We start from the raw sequence: 20,482 nt of genomic DNA on the forward strand, positions 1-20,482 counted from the left end.
CAGGGAGGCCGGAGACAATCCAAGATGGACCACGCGTTCCGCCTCGACGATCCGACCCCGGCCGATCCGCGCCGCCGCTGGGCCTCCCTCGATCCCGACGCCCGGGATGCCTGCTACGACAACACCCGCGCGGTGGCCGACAGCGCGCGGCAGGTCGCCGCTCGGGATGCCGCCTCGGCGGCCTACCGGGCCGCCCATCCGGGGGGCCTCGACCGGCCCTACGGCCCGGGTGCCCGCAACGCCATCGATCTCTATCCGGCCCGGGATGCTGCCGCGCCCTGCCTCGTCTTCCTCCACGGGGGCTATTGGCAGCGGGGCGCCCGGGAGCTGTTCGCCTGCTTCGCGGAAGGACCGAACGCCGCCGGGTGGTCGGTGGCGATGGTCGGCTACACCCTCGCCCCGGAGGCGAGCCTGTCTCAGATCGCGACCGAGATCGGCGCGGCCCTCGACTGGCTGGCCGCGCAGGGGCCGGGGCACGGGATCCGCGGCCCCCTGGTCCTGTCGGGCTGGTCGGCGGGCGGGCTGCTCACCGCGCTGCATCTCGGCCACCCGGCCGTGGCGGCGGGGCTCGCCATCTCGGGCGTCTACGATCTGGCGCCGATCCGCGAGACGTATCTCGACGCCAAGCTCGGCCTGACCGATGCGGAGATCGAGACCCTCTCGCCCCTGCGCCTGCCGGTCTGCGCCAAGCCCCTGTGCGTCGCCTACGGCACGGCCGAGCTGCCGGCGCTGATCCACGACGCCCGCAACCTGCACGCCCTGCGGGCGGCGTCCCATGCCCCCGGCCCCCTGCTGCCGGTGCCCGGCGCCGAGCATTTCTCCGTGCTCGACGCCCTGCGCCGGCCGGACGGGATCCTGGTGCGGGCGGCCCATGCCCTGCTCGGGGGCTGACGGCGACGCTGTCGGGTCACATGTGCAACGGGGGATAGAGATTCCGGATCGCAGGGCGTCGATCCCGGCTTGCTGAACGCCCTGTGCCGTGGTGAGACAGGCGTCGCGACAACGGGGCGCCGAACAGGCTCGGCGGGCGCGATCTCCGGCGGCGGGTCAGGCCGGATCCGAAGGGGGATCGGATGCGGGCTCACGCGCGATCGGACGCCCCCGCCGCCCAGATGGCCCGCAGCCTCGACCGCGGCATGTTCGAGCGCCGGCGCGACATCCAGATCGCCGCATCCTCCGACAGCCTGCGCGGTCCGCGGGCCGACACGGCCACCAAGCGCGCCCTGATGGAGCGGATGCAGGCGACCACCCGGCCTACGCGATCATCGGCCTGCTCGACGCGGACGGACATGTCGCGGTGACCAGCACCGGCGCCCTGGAGGGGGCGGACGTCTCCGGCCGCGACTATTTTCGCGCGGGCCGCGAGAAGCCCTTCGTGGGGGATGTCCATCCGGCCAAGCTCCTGCAGAGCCCGACCGCGCGGGAGCCGCTGCGCCTCCTCGACCGCGCCGCCCCGGTGCGGGCTCCGGACGGGCAGCTCGTCGGAGTGCTCGCCGCCCATCTCGACTGGACCTGGGCGCGCGACATGGCGCGCCTGCTCGAAGGATCGTTCCGGGGCCACCACGCCGGGGCCGAGATCCTGATCCTGTCGCGCGACGGCAGCGTGCTCCTCGGACCCCCGCCCTGCAGGGTTCCCCCTGCCCCGGGACGTGCTGACCGGCGGCCGGCCCCTCGATCCGCAGGGTGCGAGCCGGGTCGGCCCGTGGCCCGGCTCGACCGCATCCTATCTCAGCACCCGCGCCGCCACGGCCGGGCACCGGGACTATCCCGGGCTCGGCTGGCAGGTCGTGGTGCGTCAGGCCGCCGACCGGGCCCTGGCGCCCGCCGCCCTGCGTCGGAGCATCCTGATGGCGGGCAGCACCGTGGCGCTCGCGGCGGCGCTGCTGGCGTGGCTGCTCGCCGGCCTGATCGCCCGGCCCCTGCGGGAGCTGGCCCTTGCCGCGGGGGTCCTGGGGGGCGACCGGCCGTTGCCGCCCCTGCCCCGCTCCCTGGTGCGCGAGGGCGCGCTGATCGCCGACGCCCTCGGCATGGCGGCGGACGAACTCGCCCGCCGCGGGGAGGCCCACCGGCTGCTGATCGATGAACTCAACCACAGGGTGAAAAACACCCTGGCGACCGTGCAATCGATGGCGGCGCGGAGCCTCAAAGATCTCGGCGACAGCGCCGTGGCCGGACGCGACGCCTTCGAGGGCCGCCTGCTCGCCCTGTCGCGCGCCCACGACATCCTGACCCGGGAGAGCTGGGCGAGCGCGGAGCTGCGCGGGATGGCCGACCAGGCCGTGCACCCGTTCCTGGGCGAATCCGGCCCCAGCCCGGCGCCGCGCGTCACCCTGGACGGGCCGGACCTGCGGCTGCCGCCCGAGGGGGCGCTGGTGCTCACGATGATGCTGCACGAATAGTGCACCAACGCGGTCAAGCACGGCGCCCTCTCGGTCCCGGGCGGCCGCGTGGCCCTGGCCTGGACGCTGGAGAGCGCTTCGGAGGGCCGGACCCTGCGCCTGACTTGGCGCGAGCGCGGCGGTCCCCGGTCGTGCCCCCGTCGCGGACGGGGTTCGGCACGCGCCTCCTGGAGCAGGGTTTTGCGGGGCGGAGCACCGCGAGTCTGACCTACGCGGCCGAGGGTCTCGTCTACGTGGCGGCGAGTCCCCTGCCCGCTGAGGGCGCGGAGACCGGGCCGGTGCCGCGGCACCTCCGGGCCGGGCGTGCCTGAGCCGGTCCCTGCAACCCGGACAGCCGGAGTCCTGGTGGGGGATCAATCCGACTTCGACAGGCTTGTCTGCGCCCAGGGGCCGGCGTTCAGGATCGCAGCTGAGACCCGGCCGTCGGATCCCGGCACGAAGCTGAGGCGGGTGTGATAGCGTCCCGCGACATAGAACGCGGTGTCGGAGATGGCCTGCACCACCGCCGGCGTCCCCGGTCGAAACTCGAATACGGGGCTCTCAAGCGCGAGGACCTTCAACTGGCCCGCGTCTTCCATCACCTTCAGCTTCGCCTCCGGACCGAATGCGTAGGTCCCGCTCAAGCCGCGCAGCCGTTCGGGCGAAACGCTAACGGGAGGCGGCGGGTTGAAGGGGGGCTCCTGCGGGACGCTCGCCAGGATCGCATCCCACATGACCTCACCCGCGATCGTGTCGAGCGTGTTGCCCATCATGCTTTCGCCCGGCACCTCGTTCGTGCTCGCCGCGAAGAGCGTGTCGCCGTCGTCGAAGGTCGAGAACGGCTGGATGGCGCGCGCCATGGACGTGTGGACTTGAACGGCCAGACGGCTCAACTGCGCATAAGTGAGCTTCTTGTTCGTCACGATCAGGCTGATCGTTGTATTCCGGTGTGTGGGTGTGTCGACAGATGGCCCCGGCTCCTGTGGAGTCTCCCGATTGGCGGAACGGCTGGCGGAAACGTTCGACATCAGCGCCGCGATCCCCGGCTGACCATGCCAGTTCGGGGCGGGATGGCAGGATAGGACCTTGCCCTGGCGATCGACAACGGAGCCCAGCGCGTTGACGACCACGAAGGCGGCGACCTTGATGCCGTCGATCTCCCGGAAGGCCGCGCCCTGGCCGGAATGGGCGTTGCAGCCGAAGAAGCTGCCCTGGATCGCCATGCGGCCTGCGCCTTGTGCACCAAGCGGGAAGCTCCCCGGGTGCAGGGCGTGCAGCGCAGCCTGGGCAAGCCGTTTGTCGGGATAGATCTCGTTCAGGCGGCGGCTGCCGAAATCGTAGATGATGGCCCCCGTCACGAAGGCGATGGTGCCCTTTTTCCCACTCCTCAATCCGTCGTCCTTGAGGCCCGTCGTCACGGCCGTGATCGCCTCCTCGCCGTAGGCGGAGCCGCCCGCGAAGACGACGGCATCCCAGCGCGGCTGATCGTATCCGAGATGGAGGGCATCCGTGTTGACGGTCCCGGGGGCTCCTCCGCGCGTATCGACGACCAGGCTGGCGCGATGCGGGAAGCGGATGACGGTCACGCCCGTCGGTCCGGCTTCGTAGCTGCCGACACCGACTTGGATCGCCGGCCAATCGAACCGCAGGATCGGTTCATGGGGCTCCACGGTGGCCGCGAGACCGTCCTGTCCGGCCGCGGCCCCGTCGCAGGCGATGAGGCACGCGCCGAAGAGGAGCACAAGGAGAGTTCTTGCCCGCACAGCCATCATCTCACCGCGTGTCGCCTCAGACCTTGGATTTGAGCGCTCCGGCCTTGTCAAATGACATCAAACGACCGCGCCTCTGCATCCAGGACCCTGCACAGCGCATCTGCTCGTGACGGCAAGATGACCCGTGCCGATCGCTCACGCCCGCGCGAAGCGAACGCGCACCTGAGCAACCGCGTGACCGCGCGCGATGAGGTTTGAAGCCATTCTGCGCACACGAGAGGACGCGAAGCCCGACTCGCACAGCGCACGCCGCTCACGGTGCACCGTAATCCCGGCGCCGGAAGCCGAAAACACTTCGGCGTGCGCCGACGCACACAGTAAATCCCGGGGCCAGGACTGAAGTTTTCATGGTTCTACCGTGCAGGGACGCACATCGGGCCCGTCTGATCATGGCTATGGTCACGGCATCGGCAAGGACACGGTGTCTTTCGCAGAGCCAGACCAGACGAGGAGACACGACGATGCGCGCACGCCCCCTCTCGATCCTCCGCCCGGCCCTCGACCGCGCCGTCCCGACCGCTGCCCTCGCGGCGTCCGTCCTGATGCCCCTGGCTGCCCTGGTCCGCCCTTCGGTCGAGCCCCATCGGGCGTCCGGGGCCGCCGAGCGCCGCCGGCCGGCGCGCTGAAATCACGCCGCGATCGACCCACCGCCCGGCTCCGGCCCGGCCGGCCTTCTCCACCACCTTCCCCCTCCCCCGCTTCCACCCCGTATCGGGAATCCGTTCATGAACAACCTCATCCAGGGCATCGCCGCCTTCCAGGGCCACGTCTTCCCCGGCCAGCGCGCGATGTACCAGCAGCTTGGGCGCGACGGTCAGCACCCGAGCGCGCTGATCATCGCCTGCGCGGATTCCCGGGTCTCGCCGGAGCACATTACCCAGGCGGGGCCGGGCGAATTGTTCGTCTGCCGCAACGCCGGCAACATCGTCCCCCCGGCCTCCGACGTGGTCGGCGGCGTCTCCTCGGCGATCGAGTACGCCGTGGTGGCGCTCAAGGTGCGCGACATCGTGGTCTGCGGCCATTCCGATTGCGGTGCGATGCACGGGCTGATGCACCGGGACGCGCTGGCACGGATGCCGAGCGTCGCCGCGTGGCTGCGCCACGCCGAGGCCGCCGAGCGGATCGTCTGCGAGGCCTATCCGGAGGACCTGGACGGGAAGGCCCGTCACCACGCCCTCGCCCTGGAGAACGTGGTGGTGCAGCTCGCCAACCTGCGCACGCATCCGAGCGTCGCGGCCGCCCTCGCCAAGGGGACGCTGCGCCTGCACGGCTGGTTCTTCGAGATCGAGACCGGCGCCCTGCTGGCCTATGACGGCGCGGATGGCCGCTTCCGGCCGATCGCGGAGGCCGACATGCCGGTGGCCCAGGATTCCTTCGCCGGCAGCCGCCGGCGGGCGGCCTGAGCGGAGCGCCACGCTCTCCCTCCCCCGCCCCCGCAGAGGGGGAGAGGCGGGGCCGTTTATGGCCCTCCCTGCTGCCCGATCTCAGGCCGCCATGGGCGCGTAGCGCTTGTCGCCCCTCACGTCGTAGCGGCCGAGCATCATGACCTTGTCCCAGACCCGGACGAAGTCCCTGACGAACCGCGCCGCGCCGTCGCTTCCCGCATAGGCGTCCGCGATGGTGCGCAGCTGCGCGTTCGACCCGAACACGAGGTCGCTGCGCGTGGCCTGATACTTCGGCTGCCCCGTCGCCCCGCCCGTCGTCGAAGGCCGTCATCACGCCGCCAGGGCCTCGGCCACCGGGGCGGCCCGACGGTTGACCGCCCAGTCCTTCCGGGGCGCCAGCGCCAGCCGCTTGCCCGACCTCAAGGAAACCGCGGTCGCAGCCGGGCGAGGAGGTCCTGCCCCGGAAATCGGGCCGGCGGCCGCGCAAGGGCGGGCTCGGGCGCGTCGCCCGGGATCGGGCCCGCGGCGAAGCGCGCACCGATCGACCAGAAACCGTCCCGGCGGGTTCCGATCATCCCGAGGCCGATCGGCTCACCCGCCACCTCGGGGCGCAGCCGTCCCGCGGCCCAGATGCGCTGCCAGCAGCCGCGCCGCGACAGGTCGGCGTCGCGCCAGCCGAGCCGGGCGTAACCGGCCGCCGCGAAGACGCGCGTCCCGGAAAAATCCTCCGGGATCCAAACCCAGCTCGAGAAGACGTGGATCGCGTCCCGGTCGAACCGGGCCGGATCGACCGTCCGGGTGAAGGCGCTGATCGCCGGCTCCCGGTGCCGGCCGACATGCCGGCGCAGCCGGCCCGACAGCGCCAGCGCCTCCGGGAAGGCGTCAGCCTCCAGGCGGCTTGGCGCCGCGCCGTGAACCAGCGCGGCGGCGCTGTCCACGAGGTGCATCCAGGGCTCCAGATCCACCTCCCAGGCCTGTTCCGCCGGCGCGAACCGGCGGACCCGCCCCGCGATCAGGTGATCGGCGACGCGCCGGACGGGCTCCGGCGTCCAGGCCGGCCCGGCCTCGGTGACGCGCAGCAGCGTCGAAGGCCCGTGCGCCCGGACCGCCTCGGCGAGCCGCGCGAAGCCGGAATCCGGCTCGTCGCGGCCGACCTTCCGCACCAGGATCTTCGAGCCCTCGGCGAGCTCGTCCAGGAACTTGCGCTTGAGATGGGCGAGCCGGCCGTATTCCCGCTCCAGCAGCGTCTCCGGCGCGATCGAGCCGGCGGGGTGTCCGGTATTGGCCCAGATGTTGTACGCGCGGCTGTGGCAGTAATAGGTGCCGCCCGCGCTCACCGACAGGCGCAGGTCCCCCGGCACGCCGAAATCCGCGAAGCCGCAGCGCAGGCCGCGGATCAGGTCCTCCAGCGGCGTGTAGGAGAAGCGCAGCAGGCCGGAGGGCTCGACCCCGCCGTAGCGCTGCACGAACCCGAACTCGCAATTGTCGCCGAGGCTCCGGAAGGCGTGGAGCCGCCGGGCGAGCGTCGCGGCCGCCCCCTCCCCGATCCCGGTCTTCGCCCCTGTTCCGTTGCGTCGCGCCATCGCGCCAGATCGCGGCGGCGCGGAGTATTTGTCCAGCCCTGCAGGCCATCCCGGATGCCGGGCGCCGCCTTTCGTGATGATCCGCGCGCCTGAGCCAAGACCCGGCGGGCGCGTGGTGTTCAGTGCAGGCCGCGCGTGAGGGCCACGACCGCGCCGACGATCACGAGCGCCTGAAATCCGATCGAGCCGATCATCCACTTGATGATCTCGGTCTTGGTGGACTCGATCCTGGCCTCCAGGCGCAGCTCCGCCTCGCGCAGGTCGGCCTTCGTGGAGAGCCGCAGGGCCTCGATGTCGGCCTTCGTGGAGAGCCGCAAAGCCTCGATGTCGGTCTTCGTGGAAAGGCGCAGCGCCTCGATGTCCGTCCGGACCATGGCGATGTCGGTCTTCGTCGCCAGATCGTTCTGGATCGCCTCCGCGACGGCATCGGCCAGTCCCTCCGCCTGCTCCGGCGACATCTTCGCCTTCTCGCGGAGCGTGCGGACGAAGCGGAGCGTGTCGAAGGCGACGGCGGTCATGCGCCGATCCCCGGCCCCGGCTCGTGACCGCGGGAACCGGGCGGTGGATCCATCGCCTGCGGCTCGGAGGCGGTCATGTGGAGGCGGTCATCGTGATCGGCCCGCGCGGAGGCCCGGATTCGGATGCGATGACCGAGATCCTATCGATGCCTGCAGGCCGTGCAAGCGGGGGCCGCTCCAGGCCCGGGATGCCCGCGCGGCTCAGGGCGTCAGCGGTACTTCCAGCCGGAAGCAGGTGCCCCGCGGCGTCTCCGGTATCGTGAGCTGGCCGCCGAGCTGGCGGGTCAGGCTGCCGACGACCCGCATGCCGAGGCTCTTCGAGGCGCGCCCGATCTCGAAGCCCGGCGGCAGCCCGACCCCGTCATCGGCCACCGCGACCACGAGGCCGTCGGGCCCGGGCTCGGCCCGGACCCGGATCTCGCCACCCTCCGGATGCGTCTCCGGCGGGTAGGCGTATTTGAGCGCGTTGGTGACGAGTTCGTTGACCAGGAGCCCGATCGGGATCGCCCGGTCGGCCGAGATCCGGAGCGGCGCGGCCGTGCAGGCGATCCGCTGGTCGGGCCGGCCGCCGGCGAGGTTCGCCACGAGCTTCTCCAGGAACGGCGCGAGGTCGAGCTCGCCCGGAACCCCCTCCCCGTCTCCGGCCACCTTGTCACCCTGCCGCCAGAGCTGGTCGTGGACGCCCGCGATCGCCTCGACGCGGCTGCGCGCATCCGTCAGGGCGGCCTGCACGGCGGGCTCGGCCTCGGCGGCGCGGGCCTGGAGGGCGAGCAGGCTCGCCACGATGGCGAGGCTGTTCTTGACCCGGTGGCTCATCTCCCGGGCCAGCAGATCCTGGCGGGCGAGCGCCGCCCGCAGCAGGCTCTCGGTGCGCTGGCGCTCGATGGCGCCGCCGAGCAGGTTGGCGAAGCCCTGCATGAAGGCGATGTCGGCCTCCTCGAACATGCCCTCGCGGGTGTCGTCCACCTCCAGCACCCCGAAGGCGCCCTCCCGGTTCTCGATCAGCACGTTGATCGCCCGGCGGATGCCGTGCTCGGCCATGAGCTGGGGCGTGCGGAAGCGGGTCTCGGCGGCGAGGTGGTTCGAGATCACCGGCCGGCCGGTCTTCAGCGCGAAGCCCGCCGGTGAGGCCAGATCGGCACCGACCCGGGCCTTGCCGATCACGTCGGCGCCCCAGCCGACGCCCGCCCGCACCAGCAGCGTATCGGCGCCGGGCCGGTATTCGAGCGCCTTGCAGAACTCGGCGCCCATGCCCTCCGCGCACAGCTCCGCGGCCCGCTGCAGCAGGTGGTCGACATCGGTGCCCCGCAGGGCCTCGACGCCGAACTCCGACAGGATGATCTGCTGGCGCAGGCGGTAATCCAGGTCGGGGTGTTTTGGATCGGTGCGTGCGGGCTCGAGGGCCGCGCCTGGGCTGGGTTCCACTGCGGTCAGGTCGGGTTTCGCGGTCATGGATCCCGGCAGAGTAGCAGGAAGGGCGTCCCGGCGCGACGCGCGCGTGACGGCGCGGCCGCACCCGTCGTCGCACCCCCGCCGGGGGCCGGAGCCCTCGGGGTCCTGCGGCGTTCGTCCGTCGAACCCGATGCGAGGAGCGCACAGCATGGCCGACGACCTGAACGGACTCTCCGACGAGGCGCTCTCGATCTTCGCCTTCGCGGCCTACCACCGGCTCGTCAGCGGCGAGCGGGTCACCTCGGTGATCCGCAAGGACGGCGCCGGCCACGAGGCCGATCCGCACGGCGTCGAGGAACTGGCGGCGCGCGGCCTCGTCACCGCGGGCGAGACCGAGATCGAGCTCGGGGAGACGGCGCAGCAGGCGGTCGAGGCGATGGTGGCGGCCCTGCGCCGGGAGGTCGGGCGCTGAGGCCTTCTGCCCGTCCGGCGGGCGGCGCGTCCGCCACGCCGCCCGAATCCTTGATGCGCCAGAGATAGCGGGCCAGGATCGAGCGGTACGGCGCGAAGGCCGCCGCGACGGCGCGCGTGTCGGCCTGGCCGGTCAGCCGGCGCAGGCATCCGACCGCCGCCACGTCGCCCTCCGGCCAGATGTCGGGATCGTGGAAATGGAAGATGCCGACCATGTCGGCGGTCCAGGGGCCGACGCCGCGGATGCCGCACAGGATCGCGGCGCGTTCGGGATGCGCCAGCCCGGCGAGTTCCGGGCCGAGCAGGCCCGCCGCCTCGGCCGCGACGATCGCCTGCAGGGCCCGGACCTTGTTGCCCGAGAGGCCGCAGGCCCGCAGGCGATCCGGGTCGCCGGCCGCGAACAACCCGCGCGGATCGCAGGCGGCCGCGACCGCAGCGGCCTCGATCCGCGCCCAGATCGCCCCGGCGGCCCGGGTGGAGAGCTGCTGGTTGACCACCTCGACGAACAGGCGCTCGGCGACGCAACCATGCGCCGCCGGCTCGATCCGGATCGGCCCGGTCCGCTCCAGGGCGTCCCGCAGGGCCGGGTACGCGCCGGCCGCCGTCAGGAGATGCGCGTAGATGGCCGGATCGAGGGATTCCAAAGGTCTACGCCCTTTGGTGGGTTGCCAGGGCGAAGCCTTGGCGCATCAAGCGAAGCTCGACGGCCGAAGTCCGCCCGATCGCAGGGCGCTGCCCTGCACCCGCAAAAGGTCGAAGACCTTTTGAAACCAGGATGTTCGAGATGAGCGCCACCGCGAGGAACGATGATGGTGTGCCGGTTCGATAAACGGCTCTCGGCCCTGGGGCAATCGACCTGGCGCGCGTCATGACGATCTACTTCACCGCGGACACGCATTTCGGTGATCCGCACATCCTCCGGCAGCGCCGGGCCCGGTTCGACACGGTCGAGGCCCATGACGAGACCCTGATCGCCCGATGGAACGCCGTGGTCGGCCCCGGGGACAGCGTCTGGCACCTCGGCGACTTCGCCGCCCATGCGAGCCGCGACCATTGCGCGGCGGTCTTCGCCCGGCTCAACGGGACGAAGCGCCTCGTCCGCGGCAATCACGATTCGAACCGCGTGCTGGACCTGCCCTGGGCCGAGCCGCCCGTGGACAGCGCCCGCCTGTCGATCCCGGATGCCGAGGGCCTGGAGCACCGGCTGTTCCTGTCGCACTACGCGCACCGGGCCTGGCCGGGCCTGTGGCGGGAGACGCGCCACCTCTACGGCCACAGCCATGGCTGGCTCGCCGACACGACCCGGTCCTGCGACGTCGGCGTCGACGCCTGGGACGATCGTCCGGTCACCCTCGACGCGATCCTGGCGCGTCAGGCGGCGGCTACGCTCGTGCCGGAGGAACTCGCCGCCCGCGGTCTGCGCTGAGTCGCAGACCGGATTCCCACAGGAGGCCGCACCGCCATGACCGACACGCCTTCACCCCCCGGCTGGGCCGAAGCCGCCCTCCAGGCCGGGACCGAACTCGGTCTCGGGAGCGCCTTCGCCGAGATGGACCCGGCGGACCGGGACCGGATCAGCCGCCGCGCCGGGCAGATCCTCGCCGGCCAGGGGCAGGCCCTGCCGCCCGGCTGGGAGGGCGCGATGACGCGGCTGCTCGGCGGCGCCGATTCGGGTCCTCCGGCCGACGCGCTCGCGCGCGACACGGCCGACACCGTCCTGGCCGAGAGGGGCGAGGTGTTCGCGCCCGAGGACGACGCCTGAGGGCCTGCTCGGCCTGGGATCCGGGGTTTCCAAAGGGCTTGAAGCCCTTTGGTGGGTTGTCAGGGCAGAGCCCTGACATGCCGGTGCACAGCCGGACCTCCGGAAAACTCCGTGGCCTGAACGGTTGCCGTCGCCCGGGCCGGGGCCGATGTAAGGCGGCATGCCCCAATCCGACCCTCAGCGCGCCGACCCGAGATCCGCCCCACGGACAGGTCCGGGCGGAACCCAGCCCGCCCTGCGGGTAGTCCCGATCCCGAGCCGTCCGCTCCTCGATGCGCAGACGCGCCTGCGCCTCGGCCACGAGCTGCGGGCGCTGTACGATCCGGTGATCGATGAGGCTCTGGATCCGCGGCTGGCGGAGCTGCTGCAGCAGCTCGACGCGGACCGGGCGGGGGGCGCTTCGGGCTGAGAGCGCAGCTTGCGGGAGCCGAAGGGGGCTCCCATCGGTGGATCGGGGGGATGTCGCACCGATGGGAGCCGAGCCGAGCCGACGGATCGACCCAACCCGCTTCATATCGCCCAGGTCTGCGCCCGGGCGCTTTCACCTAAGTCAAATTTCCCGCCGAATACATCTGGATAAGCGCTGAATTTGCGTATTCGGTGTTGAGAACCTGGCCCGGCGAGGGCGGCCCGTCAGGCCGTGGTGCCGGTCACCGACAGCATCACGCCGTCATTGCCGATCTCGGCCCCGCTGTAGCCGAGCATCCGGGCGAGCTGCTCCCGGGCGCGCCAGACCCGGCTCTTCACGGTGCCGATCCGGCAGTTCATCACGGCGGCGGCCTCCTCGTAGCTCAGGTTCTCGATCGCCACGAGGACGAGCGCCTCGCGCATCATCGGCGCCAGGCGGTCGAGGGCGGCGCGCACGTCCTGCAGGTCGAGATGCCCCCCCTGCTCGGGGATGCTGGTCAGCCGCTCGGCATGGTTGCCGTCGGAATCCGCGACCTCCCGGCCCTGCTTGCGGTGCTGGCTGTAGAAGACGTTGCGCAGGATCGTGAACAGCCACGCCTCCAGATTGGTGCCGGGGGTGAAGCCGCCGCGGCCGCGCCAGCCGCGCAGCAGCGTGTCCTGCACGAGGTCGTCGGCCGCCGCCGGGTCGCGGGTCAGCGAGACGGCGAAGCGGTGCAGCGCCGGCACCACCTCCAGCAGCCCGGCGCGGAACGTCGCCTCCCGCTCGCCCTCGGCCTGGGCGAGGGCGGCCTCGAGGCGGGCCAGGAGCTCGGCGAAGCGATCCGAGGCGGCCCCCGGCGCCGGGCCGATCCGGTCGTAGGCGTGGCCGAGCAGGGTGCCCAGATGGGCGCGCACCGCCTCCGGCAGGCCGTGCCGGGTGTCCTCGACGGTCTCGTCGGCGACATCCTCGACAGGGTCCTCAAGGGAATCCGCGACGGGATCGAGGAGGGATGAGCCTTCGGGTTCGGGCATTCAGGTCCGGTCGTCGGCGATCGGGCCGGCCGGGCCCGCGGACCGGTTGTGGCGCGCCGGGGCCGCCCATGCCGCAACATGGGTTAGCGGTTTGCCCGAACGCCAATCGGCCGCGGGGATCCGGTGATCAGTCCCGCCGCGTCGCCGCGACCCCCAGCGCCAGGGCCGCGCAGGCCGCGGCGGCGGCGAGGCCGACGCTCAGCGTCCCGGCGGAGGGCACGCCCTTGGCGGCGCGCAGGCCCCCGTCCGCGGAGGTCCCCTGCGGCACCGGCTCGCGCAGGGCGCCCTGCTTGCGCGGACCCGGATCGGCCCGGTCGAGGGCGCGGCGGAAGCCGAGGCCCATCAGGTGCTCGGTCGGGTACGGGGCGAGCGCGTAGCCGACCTGCGCGAGGCGGGCCGGCCAGCCGACCGCGACCTCGTCGCGGGGGTGGCGCACGAGGCGGATGAAGGTCTCGGCCACCGCCTCGGGGGCGTAGAACAGGTGGCCGGGATTGAGCCGCTTGCCCGTGACGTTGGCCCCGTGCTCGAGGCCCGGCGTGTCGACGATGGCCGGAAAGACCCCGCAGACATGGATGTGCCGGTGCCGGGCGAGTTCCTGGCGCAGGCTCGCCGAGAAGCCGCGCAGGCCGAACTTGCTCGCCGTGTAGGCGGCCGCGAAGGGCGTCGGCGCCCAGCCGCCCATCGAGACCGTGTTGATCAGCGTGCCCCGGCCGCGGTCGAGGAAGTGCGGCAGCACCGCGTAGGCCCCGTGGATCGCGCCGAGCAGGTTCACCGCGATGGTCTGCCGGTGCAGGTCCAGCGGCGCGTCGAGCAGGGGGCCGAACACGCCGGTGCCCGCGTTGTTGATCCAGACGTCGATGCCGCCGAAGCGGCGCAGGGCTGCCCCGGCCAGGGCCGCCACCGCCTCCGGGTCGGTGACGTCGGTGGGGACCGCCAGAGCCTCGGCCCCTTCCGCGCGCAGGTCCCGGACGAGGCGGTCGAGCACCTCGGCCCGGCGGGCGGCCAGCACCACCCGGGCGCCCCGGGCCGCGAAGGCCCCGGCCGCGGCCCGGCCGATGCCGCTCGAAGCCCCCGTGATGACGACGGTGCGGCCGTTCAGAGGCGCCATGCCGGTTCTCCACGCGCTGTCGCGATGGGCGATGCTGCAACTGGAAGGCGAACCGTTATGCGCGATGCGGCGTTCCCCTTCGCGGCTGCGGCCATTCGAACACGCCCTCGGGCGTCACGGAGCCCGCGCGCCGCTCGTTGCTCAGACGTTGCTCAGAACCTGTCCGGGATCCGCCGATGCCAGCCCCCGAACCCGCCCGCCCCGAGGCCGCCGGTCCGCCGGGACAGGCGTCAACGGTCTGGACGCTGGCGCTGGCCACGGCGCTGATCGGCCTCGTGGCCCTCCCGCGCCGGTCGGGGCCGCCCCGGGGCCGGGTTTCGGATCCCGCCTCCGACCAGGACGGGGCGCGCCGGCCCTCCCCCTCGCACGAAGGCGGCGCGGCCCATGCCGTCGCCCGGAGCCAGGCCGATCGCGGGCGCAACGCCGCGACGCCCACCGAGATTCCCGCCAAGGGCTGGAAGGACATCGCGCTGCGCACCTATCGCGACATCGGCGAGAACCGCCTGTCGCTGATCGCGGCGGGCGTCACCTTCTTCACCCTGCTGGCGATCTTCCCCGCGGTGGCGGCCCTGGTCTCGTGCTACGGCCTCGTGGCCGATGCCTCGACCATCAACGACCAGCTCGCCAGCCTCCAGGGCATCCTGCCCCAGGGCGCGCTGGAGATCATCGGCGATCAGGTCAAGCGCCTGAACGAGCAGGGCAACACGACGCTGGGGTTCAGCCTGCTGTTCAGCATCGTCCTGTCGGTCTGGAGCGCGAATGGCGGGGTGAAGCACGTCTTCGACGCGCTCAACCTCGTCTACAACGAGCGCGAGAAGCGCAACCTCGTCGTCCTCAACCTGATCTCGCTGGGCTTCACGGCCGGCGCGCTGCTGTTCCTCATCCTGGCGCTGTCGGCCATCGTGGTTCTGCCGGTGGTGCTCGCCTATATCGGGCTCGGCACGGATGCGTGGTGGCTGACGTGGCTGCGCTGGCCGCTGCTGCTCGTGGCGGTGCTGCTCGGCCTCGCCCTGCTCTACCGCTACGGCCCCAGCCGGGACGCGCCGCGCTGGCGCTGGGTCACGCCGGGGGGCGCGCTCGCGGCCGTGCTCTGGCTCGCCGCCTCGCTGCTGTTCTCCTGGTACGTCGCCCATTTCGGCAGCTACAACAAGACTTACGGCTCGCTCGGCGCGGCCATCGGCTTCATGACCTGGATCTGGCTCTCGACCATGATCGTGCTGGCCGGCGCCCAGCTGAACGCCGAGATGGAGCATCAGACCGCCGAGGACACCACGGTCGGCGCGCCGCAGCCGCTCGGGACCCGCCGGGCGCGCATGGCCGATACGGTGGGAGCCGCCGCGGAATAGCGCGGCCGGTACGGAGCAGGTCACGCACCAGCACAACTGCGACAGCCGCAAGCAATGGCGGGTCTGGCTCCCGGACCGGGCGAGGATTCGCACCGTCTCGAACCCGGCGTGAAGGTCCCGCTTGGCAAACTAACACAGGTTGGCGCGCGTTTCCCCGGTCCGGGCACAAGCGAGGCAAGAACATCCGGGCTTCGCTCTCCGGAAAACCGTTGACCTTCTGCCGATTGAAATATCCGTGCCTGACAACTTGATCGATATCTTCGACAGCACCGTCGCCTGCACCGGCCCGGCCGCGATGCCGTGGATGGCCTCCAGGCCAGCGGCATGAGGCCGGTTCGCGCCCGCCCCGCAGGCATCGCCGCGATCTGACCGGAGGCGGGCGTGGAGAATCCCTTCGTCCGGAAGATGGAGCGGCATGTCCGCCTCGCGCCCGAGGACCGCGCGATCCTGGACGGCCTCGCGCGCCAGCACATCCGCCACGTCGCGGGCCGCCAGGACATCGAGGGGCCGCACACCGAACCGTATCACACGCATCTCATCCTCGACGGCTGGGCCTGCCGCTACAAGCAGTTCCCGGACGGACGGCGGGCGATCGTCGCCCTGCTCCTGCCGGGCGACCTGTGCGACCCCTTCGCGTTCCGCCGCGGGCGCATGGATCACGCCATCGGGGCGCTGACCCCCGTCACGGTCGCGCGGATCACCCCCGATCAGATCGGCGACGCGGTCCGCGGCCGGCCCGCCATCGAGGAGGGCCTGTGTCGGGAGATGCTCGCCACCACGGCGATCCACCGCGAATGGATCGCCAGCGTCGGGCGCCGCTCGGCGATCGAGCGGCTGGCGCACCTGTTCTGCGAGCTGCACCTGCGCCTCACCTGGGCGGGCCTGGCGGACGGGACCACGCTGCCGATGCCGGTGACGCAGCCGGACCTCGCCGACGCCCTCGGCCAGACGAGCGTGCACATCAACCGCACCCTCAAGGAGCTGCGCAGCAGCGGCCTCGTCATCCTCCGCAGCCGGCGCCTGACGATCCGCGACCTCGACGGCCTGCGGGAGCGGGGGCTGTTCGACCCGGCCTACCTGCAGCCCGCGTGAGCGGACGGGCGATACGCCGCGGCACGGGTCGTCCCTGAATCCCCCGGCGAACCTTGCCTTGGGGCCGATGCGGCCGATCTGAGCGGGATCGCGTGATCCGCGGCGGGCCGACCGGCAGACGATGCATATCCACCTCGACGCCCTCGGCGGCGTAGCCGGCGACATGTTCGCCGCCGCGCTGCTGGACGCCTTTCCCGAGCATCGTGAGGGCGTGGGCGCCAGCATCCGGGCGGTCGATGCCCGCCTCGCCTGCGCGCTGCAGCCGCACAATGACGGCATCCTGCGCGGGGCGCGTTTTGTCGTTTCCGGACCCGGGGACGAGCCCGAACACCGGGCGGGTCACCGGCACGATCACCATCACCACCATCATGACCACGATCATGACCATGCGCACGACCACATGCAGGCCCACGGGCCCGGCCACGGCCACCGGCCCTGGTCGGAGATCCGCGCCGCGCTGACGCAAGCGGATCTCGCGCCGGCGGTCCGGGCGCACGCGCTCGGCATTTTCGGGCACCTCGCTGATGCCGAGGCCCGGGTCCACGGCCTCTTGGTCGAGGCGGTGGCGTTCCACGAGGTCGGGGCCTTCGACTCGATCGCCGACATCGTGGCGGCCGCCCACCTGATCGCCGCGCTGGAGGCGCGGAGCTGGAGCGTCTCGGCCCTGCCGCTCGGCTCCGGCCGGGTGCGGACCCAGCACGGCCCCCTCCCCGTCCCGGCCCCCGCCACGACGCTGCTGCTCGACGGTTTCGCCACCCTCGACGACGGGATCCCCGGCGAGCGCGTCACCCCCACGGGAGCCGCGATCCTGCGCCATCTCTGCGGCGGCGATCCCGGGCGGGGCCGGCCCCGGGGCATCCTCGGGCGCACCGGCATCGGCTTCGGCACGAAGGCGCTGCCGGGCCTGAGCAACTGCCTGCGCGCCCTGGTGCTGGAGGAGGGCGCCGCGTCCCGCCTGGGCCGGCGGGAACTCGCGGTGATCGCCTTCGAGATCGACGACCAGTCCGGCGAGGATCTCGCCCTGGGCCTCGACCGGCTGCGCGCCGAGTCCGGGATCCTCGACGTCGTGCAGGCGCCGGTCCTCGGCAAGAAGGGCCGGATGATGGCCCATATCCAGGTCCTGGTGCGGCCGGACAGCCTGGAGGCGGCGATCGCGGCCTGCTTCCGGGAGACCACCACGATCGGCCTGCGTTACCACCGTGTGGCGGGCGCGGTGCTCGACCGCGAATCCCGCACGGTGGAGCAGGCCGGCCGGAACGTCCGGGTGAAGGTGGTCGACCGGCCGGGCGGGCGCACCGCCAAGGCCGAGGCCGACGACGCCCGCGACCATGCAGGCCACGCCGCGCGGGCCGCCCTGCGCCGCGAGGCCGAGCGGCGCGCGCTGGACCAGCAGCCGGAGGAGGAGCGGTGACGCGCCAAAAAAATCTCGAAACGGTCCTCGCCGGGCTCGGGCCCGTCGCGGTGGCGGTGAGCGGCGGGGTCGACAGCCTGACGCTCGCCACCCTCGCCCACCGGCTGGCGCCGGGGGCGGCCCTGATGGTGCACGCGGTCTCGCCGGCCGTGCCCGGAGAGGCGACCGCGCGCGTCCGGGCCGAGGCCGCCCGCGAGGGCTGGGACCTGCGGGTGATCGAGGCCGGCGAGTTCGCCGACCCGGCCTACCGGGCGAACCCGGTCAACCGCTGCTTCTTCTGCAAGACCAATCTCTACGGCGCGGTCCGGCAGGTGACCGATCGGCAGATCCTGTCGGGCGCCAACCGCGACGACCTCGGCGAGTACCGCCCCGGCCTCGACGCCGCCCGGGAGCACGGCGTGCGCCACCCCTACGTGGAGGCCGGGTTCGACAAGGCGGCGGTCCGGGCGCTCGCCCGCGGCCTCGGCCTCGGCGCGGTGGCGGAGCTGCCGGCGGCGCCCTGCCTGTCGAGCCGGGTCGAGACCGGCATCGCGATCGAGCCGGAGATTTTGAGCTTCATCCATTCCGTCGAGCAGCTGGTCGGCGGGGCGCTCGATGCGGGCAGCGGTGCTGGAGCGCTCTCCGCCGACGTGGAGACCGGTTCGGCGCAAGAGAGCGCGTCAAAACAAAGGCTTAGAGCCGTGCCCGGTGGCAACGCGGTCGGGCACGGTTCTAAGCGGGCGGTCCGCTGCCGGGTGCGCGCCGAGGGGGTGGTGGTGGAACTCGATCCCGGGAGCCTCGCGGCCCTCGACGCGGAGAGCCGCGCCGAGCTGGGCGCCGGCATCCGGGCGATCGCACCGCCGCGTCTCGCCGGCCTCGTCCGCTTCGCCCCCTATCGGGTCGGCAGCGCCTTCCTGGTGCAGCAGGGAGAGGCCCGGGCATGAGCGTCGCGGAGGAATTCACCCTCGATTTCGCCCGGTCCGAGCGGATCGGCCTGGAGGAGGCGATCTTCTGCGCCGGCAAGAGCCCGGAGCAGATCGACGCGATCCTGGAGGCCGCGCGCGCGCGCGGCGCCTCGCTCCTGCTCACCCGCCTCGATCCGGAGAAGCGCGACCGGCTCAGGGAGGCGGCGCGGCTCGACTATTGCCCGGTCTCGCGCACCGCCGTGTTCGGCGAGGCGCCCCGCGTCACGGGTCCGGCCCGGATCGCCGTGGTGGCGGCCGGCACCTCGGACGTGCCTGTCGCCCGCGAGGCCCTGCGGGTGCTCGCCTATGGCGGCCGGGCGGCCTCGCTCTTCGCCGATGTCGGCGTCGCCGGCCTGTGGCGGCTGACCACGCGGATCGAGGAAATCCGGGCGCATCCGGTGGTGATCGTCGCCGCCGGCATGGATGCGGCTTTGCCGAGCGTCGTCGGCGGCCTCGTGGCCGGGGCGGTGATCGCGGTCCCGACCTCCGTGGGCTACGGCGTCGCGGCGGGCGGCCGGGCGGCGCTCGAGGCGGTGCTGGCGAGCTGCGCCCCCGGCATCACGGTGGTCAACATCGACAACGGCTACGGCGCCGCCTGCGCCGCCCTGCGCCTGCTCCACGCGGCAGGACGCCTCGCCGAGGAGCGCGAACGATGACCCCGCCCGACGCATTACCTCCCCTCACCTCGACATTCTCGAACGGAGACAGCCGATGGAACGCCGCAGCTTCCTACAGGGCGCCGTGCTCGGCGCCGGACTTTCCGGCGCGAGCTTGGCTGGCACCGGCAGCGCAGGTGCGGCCGTGAACGCCCCCGTCACCGCCGGCCCCTTGCCGAACACCCGCCCGCAGGACCCGGCGGACCTGCCCTTCATCACCGATCCCGGCGAGCGCCGGGGCGAGATGCTCTACCGGTCGTTCGGGAAGACGTCGGAAAAGATCTCGGCGATCGGGATGGGCGGGTTCCACCTCGGCAAGAGCGCGGTGACGGACGACGAGGCGACGCGGCTGATCCATGCCGGGATCGACCGCGGCATCACCTTCATGGACAATTGCTGGGACTACAACGACGGGCGCTCCGAGTTGCGCATGGGCGCGGCCCTGGCCCAGGGCGGCTACCGCGACAAGGTCTTCCTGATGTCCAAGATGGACGGGCGGACCAAGGAGGAGGCGATCAAGCAGATCGACCAGTCGCTCCTGCGCCTGCGCACCGACCGGATCGATCTCGTCCAGCACCACGAGATCCTGCGCTACGACGATCCCGACCGGGTCTTCGCCGAGGGCGGCGCCATGGAGGGGTTTTTGGAGGCCAAGAAGGCCGGCAAGCTGCGCTATATCGGCTTCACCGGCCACAAGGACCCGCGCATCCACCTGCAGATGCTGGAGGTGGCGGCCGAGCGCGGCTTCCACTTCGATTCCGTGCAGATGCCCGTCAACGTGATGGACGCGCATTTCCGCTCGTTCAGCCACCTCGTGCTGCCGTATCTCGTGCAGAACGGCATCGCGCCGCTCGCCATGAAGACGTTCGGCGATGGGGTGATCCTGAAGGCAGACGCGCCGATCAAGCCGATCGAGTACCTGCACTTCTCGCTGAACCTGCCGGTCTCCGTGGTGATCACCGGCATCCAGAACCAGCGCGACCTCGACCAGGCCTTCGAGGCGGTGAAGACCTTCAAGCCGATGGACAAAGCGACGGTGGCCGAGCTGCTGTCACGGTCGAAGCCCTACGCGCTGGAGGGCAAGTACGAGCTGTTCAAGACGAGCGCGACCTTCGACGGCACCGCCAAGAATGCGGCGTGGCTGGGGGATGACGTGCAGGGGGTGAAGAAGCTCGCGCCGACGATGGAGTAGGCGCGCCCGTCCCGGATCGCGCTCCCGAAGCGGAGGACGGGCCACCGTAGAGG

General features: G+C 72.2%; 23 protein-coding genes and 1 pseudogene. 16 read left to right on the forward strand and 8 right to left on the reverse strand.

The window, feature by feature from the left end:
- Positions 1–24 precede the first annotated feature (24 nt).
- The 4 genes from FVE89_RS04835 (at position 25) to FVE89_RS30935 (ending at position 2,710) form a co-directional block, all read left to right on the forward strand.
- Positions 25–891: an alpha/beta hydrolase gene (locus tag FVE89_RS04835; protein WP_160533001.1), complete on the forward strand. Its 867-nt coding sequence runs from the start codon at positions 25–27 to the stop codon at positions 889–891.
- A 182-nt stretch (positions 892–1,073) separates the two neighbouring features.
- Positions 1,074–1,301 carry a hypothetical protein gene (locus FVE89_RS30925; protein ID WP_246730500.1) on the forward strand — a complete coding sequence of 76 codons (228 nt, stop codon included), beginning with the start codon at positions 1,074–1,076 and terminating at the stop codon, positions 1,299–1,301.
- Between the two features lie 348 nt (positions 1,302–1,649).
- Positions 1,650–2,399 carry an HWE histidine kinase domain-containing protein gene (locus tag FVE89_RS30930; RefSeq protein ID WP_348644666.1) on the forward strand — a complete coding sequence of 250 codons (750 nt, stop codon included), beginning with the start codon at positions 1,650–1,652 and terminating at the stop codon, positions 2,397–2,399.
- 131 nt (positions 2,400–2,530) lie between these two features.
- Positions 2,531–2,710, forward strand: a complete 180-nt coding sequence (locus tag FVE89_RS30935; protein WP_246730501.1) for a hypothetical protein — start codon at positions 2,531–2,533, stop codon at positions 2,708–2,710.
- A gap of 42 nt (positions 2,711–2,752) precedes the next feature.
- On the opposite strand, the gene FVE89_RS04845 is transcribed toward FVE89_RS30935, so the two are convergent.
- A complete protein-coding gene (locus FVE89_RS04845) occupies positions 2,753–4,120 on the reverse strand; it encodes a P1 family peptidase (protein ID WP_160533002.1) in 1,368 nt (455 codons plus the stop codon).
- Between the two features lie 491 nt (positions 4,121–4,611).
- Here FVE89_RS04845 and FVE89_RS04850 point away from each other — a divergent pair, with 491 nt between their 5' ends.
- Together FVE89_RS04850 and FVE89_RS04855 are read left to right on the forward strand one after the other, a co-directional pair.
- A complete protein-coding gene (locus FVE89_RS04850) occupies positions 4,612–4,776 on the forward strand; it encodes a hypothetical protein (RefSeq protein ID WP_160533003.1) in 165 nt (54 codons plus the stop codon).
- 99 nt (positions 4,777–4,875) lie between these two features.
- Positions 4,876–5,553: a carbonic anhydrase gene (locus FVE89_RS04855; protein ID WP_160533004.1), complete on the forward strand. Its 678-nt coding sequence runs from the start codon at positions 4,876–4,878 to the stop codon at positions 5,551–5,553.
- Positions 5,554–5,634: 81 nt separating this feature from the next.
- On the opposite strand, the pseudogene FVE89_RS04860 reads toward FVE89_RS04855, so the two are convergent.
- From FVE89_RS04860 to FVE89_RS04875, 4 genes and pseudogenes are all read right to left on the reverse strand, one after another.
- A pseudogene (locus FVE89_RS04860) lies at positions 5,635–5,841 on the reverse strand (hypothetical protein); the annotation flags it as partial.
- Between the two features lie 113 nt (positions 5,842–5,954).
- A complete protein-coding gene (locus FVE89_RS04865) occupies positions 5,955–7,118 on the reverse strand; it encodes a hypothetical protein (RefSeq protein WP_160533005.1) in 1,164 nt (387 codons plus the stop codon).
- 119 nt (positions 7,119–7,237) lie between these two features.
- On the reverse strand, positions 7,238–7,636 hold the full coding sequence (locus FVE89_RS04870) for a DUF1640 domain-containing protein (protein WP_160533006.1): 399 nt from the start codon (positions 7,634–7,636) through the stop codon (positions 7,238–7,240).
- Between the two features lie 201 nt (positions 7,637–7,837).
- Positions 7,838–9,088: a histidine kinase dimerization/phosphoacceptor domain -containing protein gene (locus FVE89_RS04875; protein ID WP_202130597.1), complete on the reverse strand. Its 1,251-nt coding sequence runs from the start codon at positions 9,086–9,088 to the stop codon at positions 7,838–7,840.
- Positions 9,089–9,236: 148 nt separating this feature from the next.
- Between FVE89_RS04875 and FVE89_RS04880 the strand changes: the two genes are divergently transcribed.
- A complete protein-coding gene (locus tag FVE89_RS04880; protein WP_160533007.1) occupies positions 9,237–9,500 on the forward strand; it encodes a hypothetical protein in 264 nt (87 codons plus the stop codon).
- Here FVE89_RS04880 and FVE89_RS04885 read toward each other — a convergent pair.
- Positions 9,406–10,143 carry a DNA-3-methyladenine glycosylase 2 family protein gene (locus FVE89_RS04885; protein WP_246730502.1) on the reverse strand — a complete coding sequence of 246 codons (738 nt, stop codon included), beginning with the start codon at positions 10,141–10,143 and terminating at the stop codon, positions 9,406–9,408. The genes FVE89_RS04880 and FVE89_RS04885 overlap by 95 nt on opposite strands.
- A gap of 224 nt (positions 10,144–10,367) precedes the next feature.
- Here FVE89_RS04885 and FVE89_RS04890 point away from each other — a divergent pair, with 224 nt between their 5' ends.
- From FVE89_RS04890 to FVE89_RS04900, 3 genes are all read left to right on the forward strand, one after another.
- Positions 10,368–10,925: a metallophosphoesterase gene (locus FVE89_RS04890; RefSeq protein ID WP_160533008.1), complete on the forward strand. Its 558-nt coding sequence runs from the start codon at positions 10,368–10,370 to the stop codon at positions 10,923–10,925.
- Positions 10,926–10,961: 36 nt separating this feature from the next.
- Positions 10,962–11,261 carry a hypothetical protein gene (locus FVE89_RS04895; protein ID WP_160533009.1) on the forward strand — a complete coding sequence of 100 codons (300 nt, stop codon included), beginning with the start codon at positions 10,962–10,964 and terminating at the stop codon, positions 11,259–11,261.
- A gap of 160 nt (positions 11,262–11,421) precedes the next feature.
- Complete coding sequence (locus FVE89_RS04900) at positions 11,422–11,670, forward strand: hypothetical protein (RefSeq protein WP_160533010.1); 249 nt, start codon at positions 11,422–11,424, stop codon at positions 11,668–11,670.
- A gap of 224 nt (positions 11,671–11,894) precedes the next feature.
- Here FVE89_RS04900 and FVE89_RS04905 read toward each other — a convergent pair whose 3' ends face one another.
- Together FVE89_RS04905 and FVE89_RS04910 are read right to left on the reverse strand one after the other, a co-directional pair.
- Positions 11,895–12,680, reverse strand: a complete 786-nt coding sequence (locus FVE89_RS04905; protein WP_160533011.1) for a sigma-70 family RNA polymerase sigma factor — start codon at positions 12,678–12,680, stop codon at positions 11,895–11,897.
- Between the two features lie 127 nt (positions 12,681–12,807).
- Entirely contained in the window at positions 12,808–13,788 is a 981-nt protein-coding gene (locus tag FVE89_RS04910; protein ID WP_160533012.1) for an SDR family oxidoreductase, read from the reverse strand.
- Between the two features lie 176 nt (positions 13,789–13,964).
- Between FVE89_RS04910 and FVE89_RS04915 the strand changes: the two genes are divergently transcribed.
- The 6 genes from FVE89_RS04915 to FVE89_RS04940 all read left to right on the forward strand — a co-directional run bounded on the left by FVE89_RS04915 (position 13,965) and on the right by FVE89_RS04940 (position 20,429).
- A complete protein-coding gene (locus tag FVE89_RS04915) occupies positions 13,965–15,134 on the forward strand; it encodes a YihY/virulence factor BrkB family protein (RefSeq protein ID WP_160533013.1) in 1,170 nt (389 codons plus the stop codon).
- A gap of 381 nt (positions 15,135–15,515) precedes the next feature.
- On the forward strand, positions 15,516–16,226 hold the full coding sequence (locus tag FVE89_RS04920; protein ID WP_160533014.1) for a Crp/Fnr family transcriptional regulator: 711 nt from the start codon (positions 15,516–15,518) through the stop codon (positions 16,224–16,226).
- Between the two features lie 121 nt (positions 16,227–16,347).
- A complete protein-coding gene (locus tag FVE89_RS04925) occupies positions 16,348–17,637 on the forward strand; it encodes a LarC family nickel insertion protein (protein WP_160533015.1) in 1,290 nt (429 codons plus the stop codon).
- Complete coding sequence (locus FVE89_RS04930; protein WP_160533016.1) at positions 17,634–18,560, forward strand: adenine nucleotide alpha hydrolase; 927 nt, start codon at positions 17,634–17,636, stop codon at positions 18,558–18,560. The genes FVE89_RS04925 and FVE89_RS04930 overlap by 4 nt, the downstream gene beginning before the upstream one ends.
- On the forward strand, positions 18,557–19,237 hold the full coding sequence (gene larB, locus FVE89_RS04935) for a nickel pincer cofactor biosynthesis protein LarB (RefSeq protein ID WP_160533017.1): 681 nt from the start codon (positions 18,557–18,559) through the stop codon (positions 19,235–19,237). Before FVE89_RS04930 ends, larB begins: the two co-directional genes overlap by 4 nt.
- A gap of 55 nt (positions 19,238–19,292) precedes the next feature.
- A complete protein-coding gene (locus FVE89_RS04940; protein ID WP_160533018.1) occupies positions 19,293–20,429 on the forward strand; it encodes an aldo/keto reductase in 1,137 nt (378 codons plus the stop codon).
- Positions 20,430–20,482 lie beyond the last annotated feature (53 nt).

This window comes from Methylobacterium sp. 2A, from assembly GCF_009806555.1.
Taxonomy (GTDB): domain Bacteria; phylum Pseudomonadota; class Alphaproteobacteria; order Rhizobiales; family Beijerinckiaceae; genus Methylobacterium.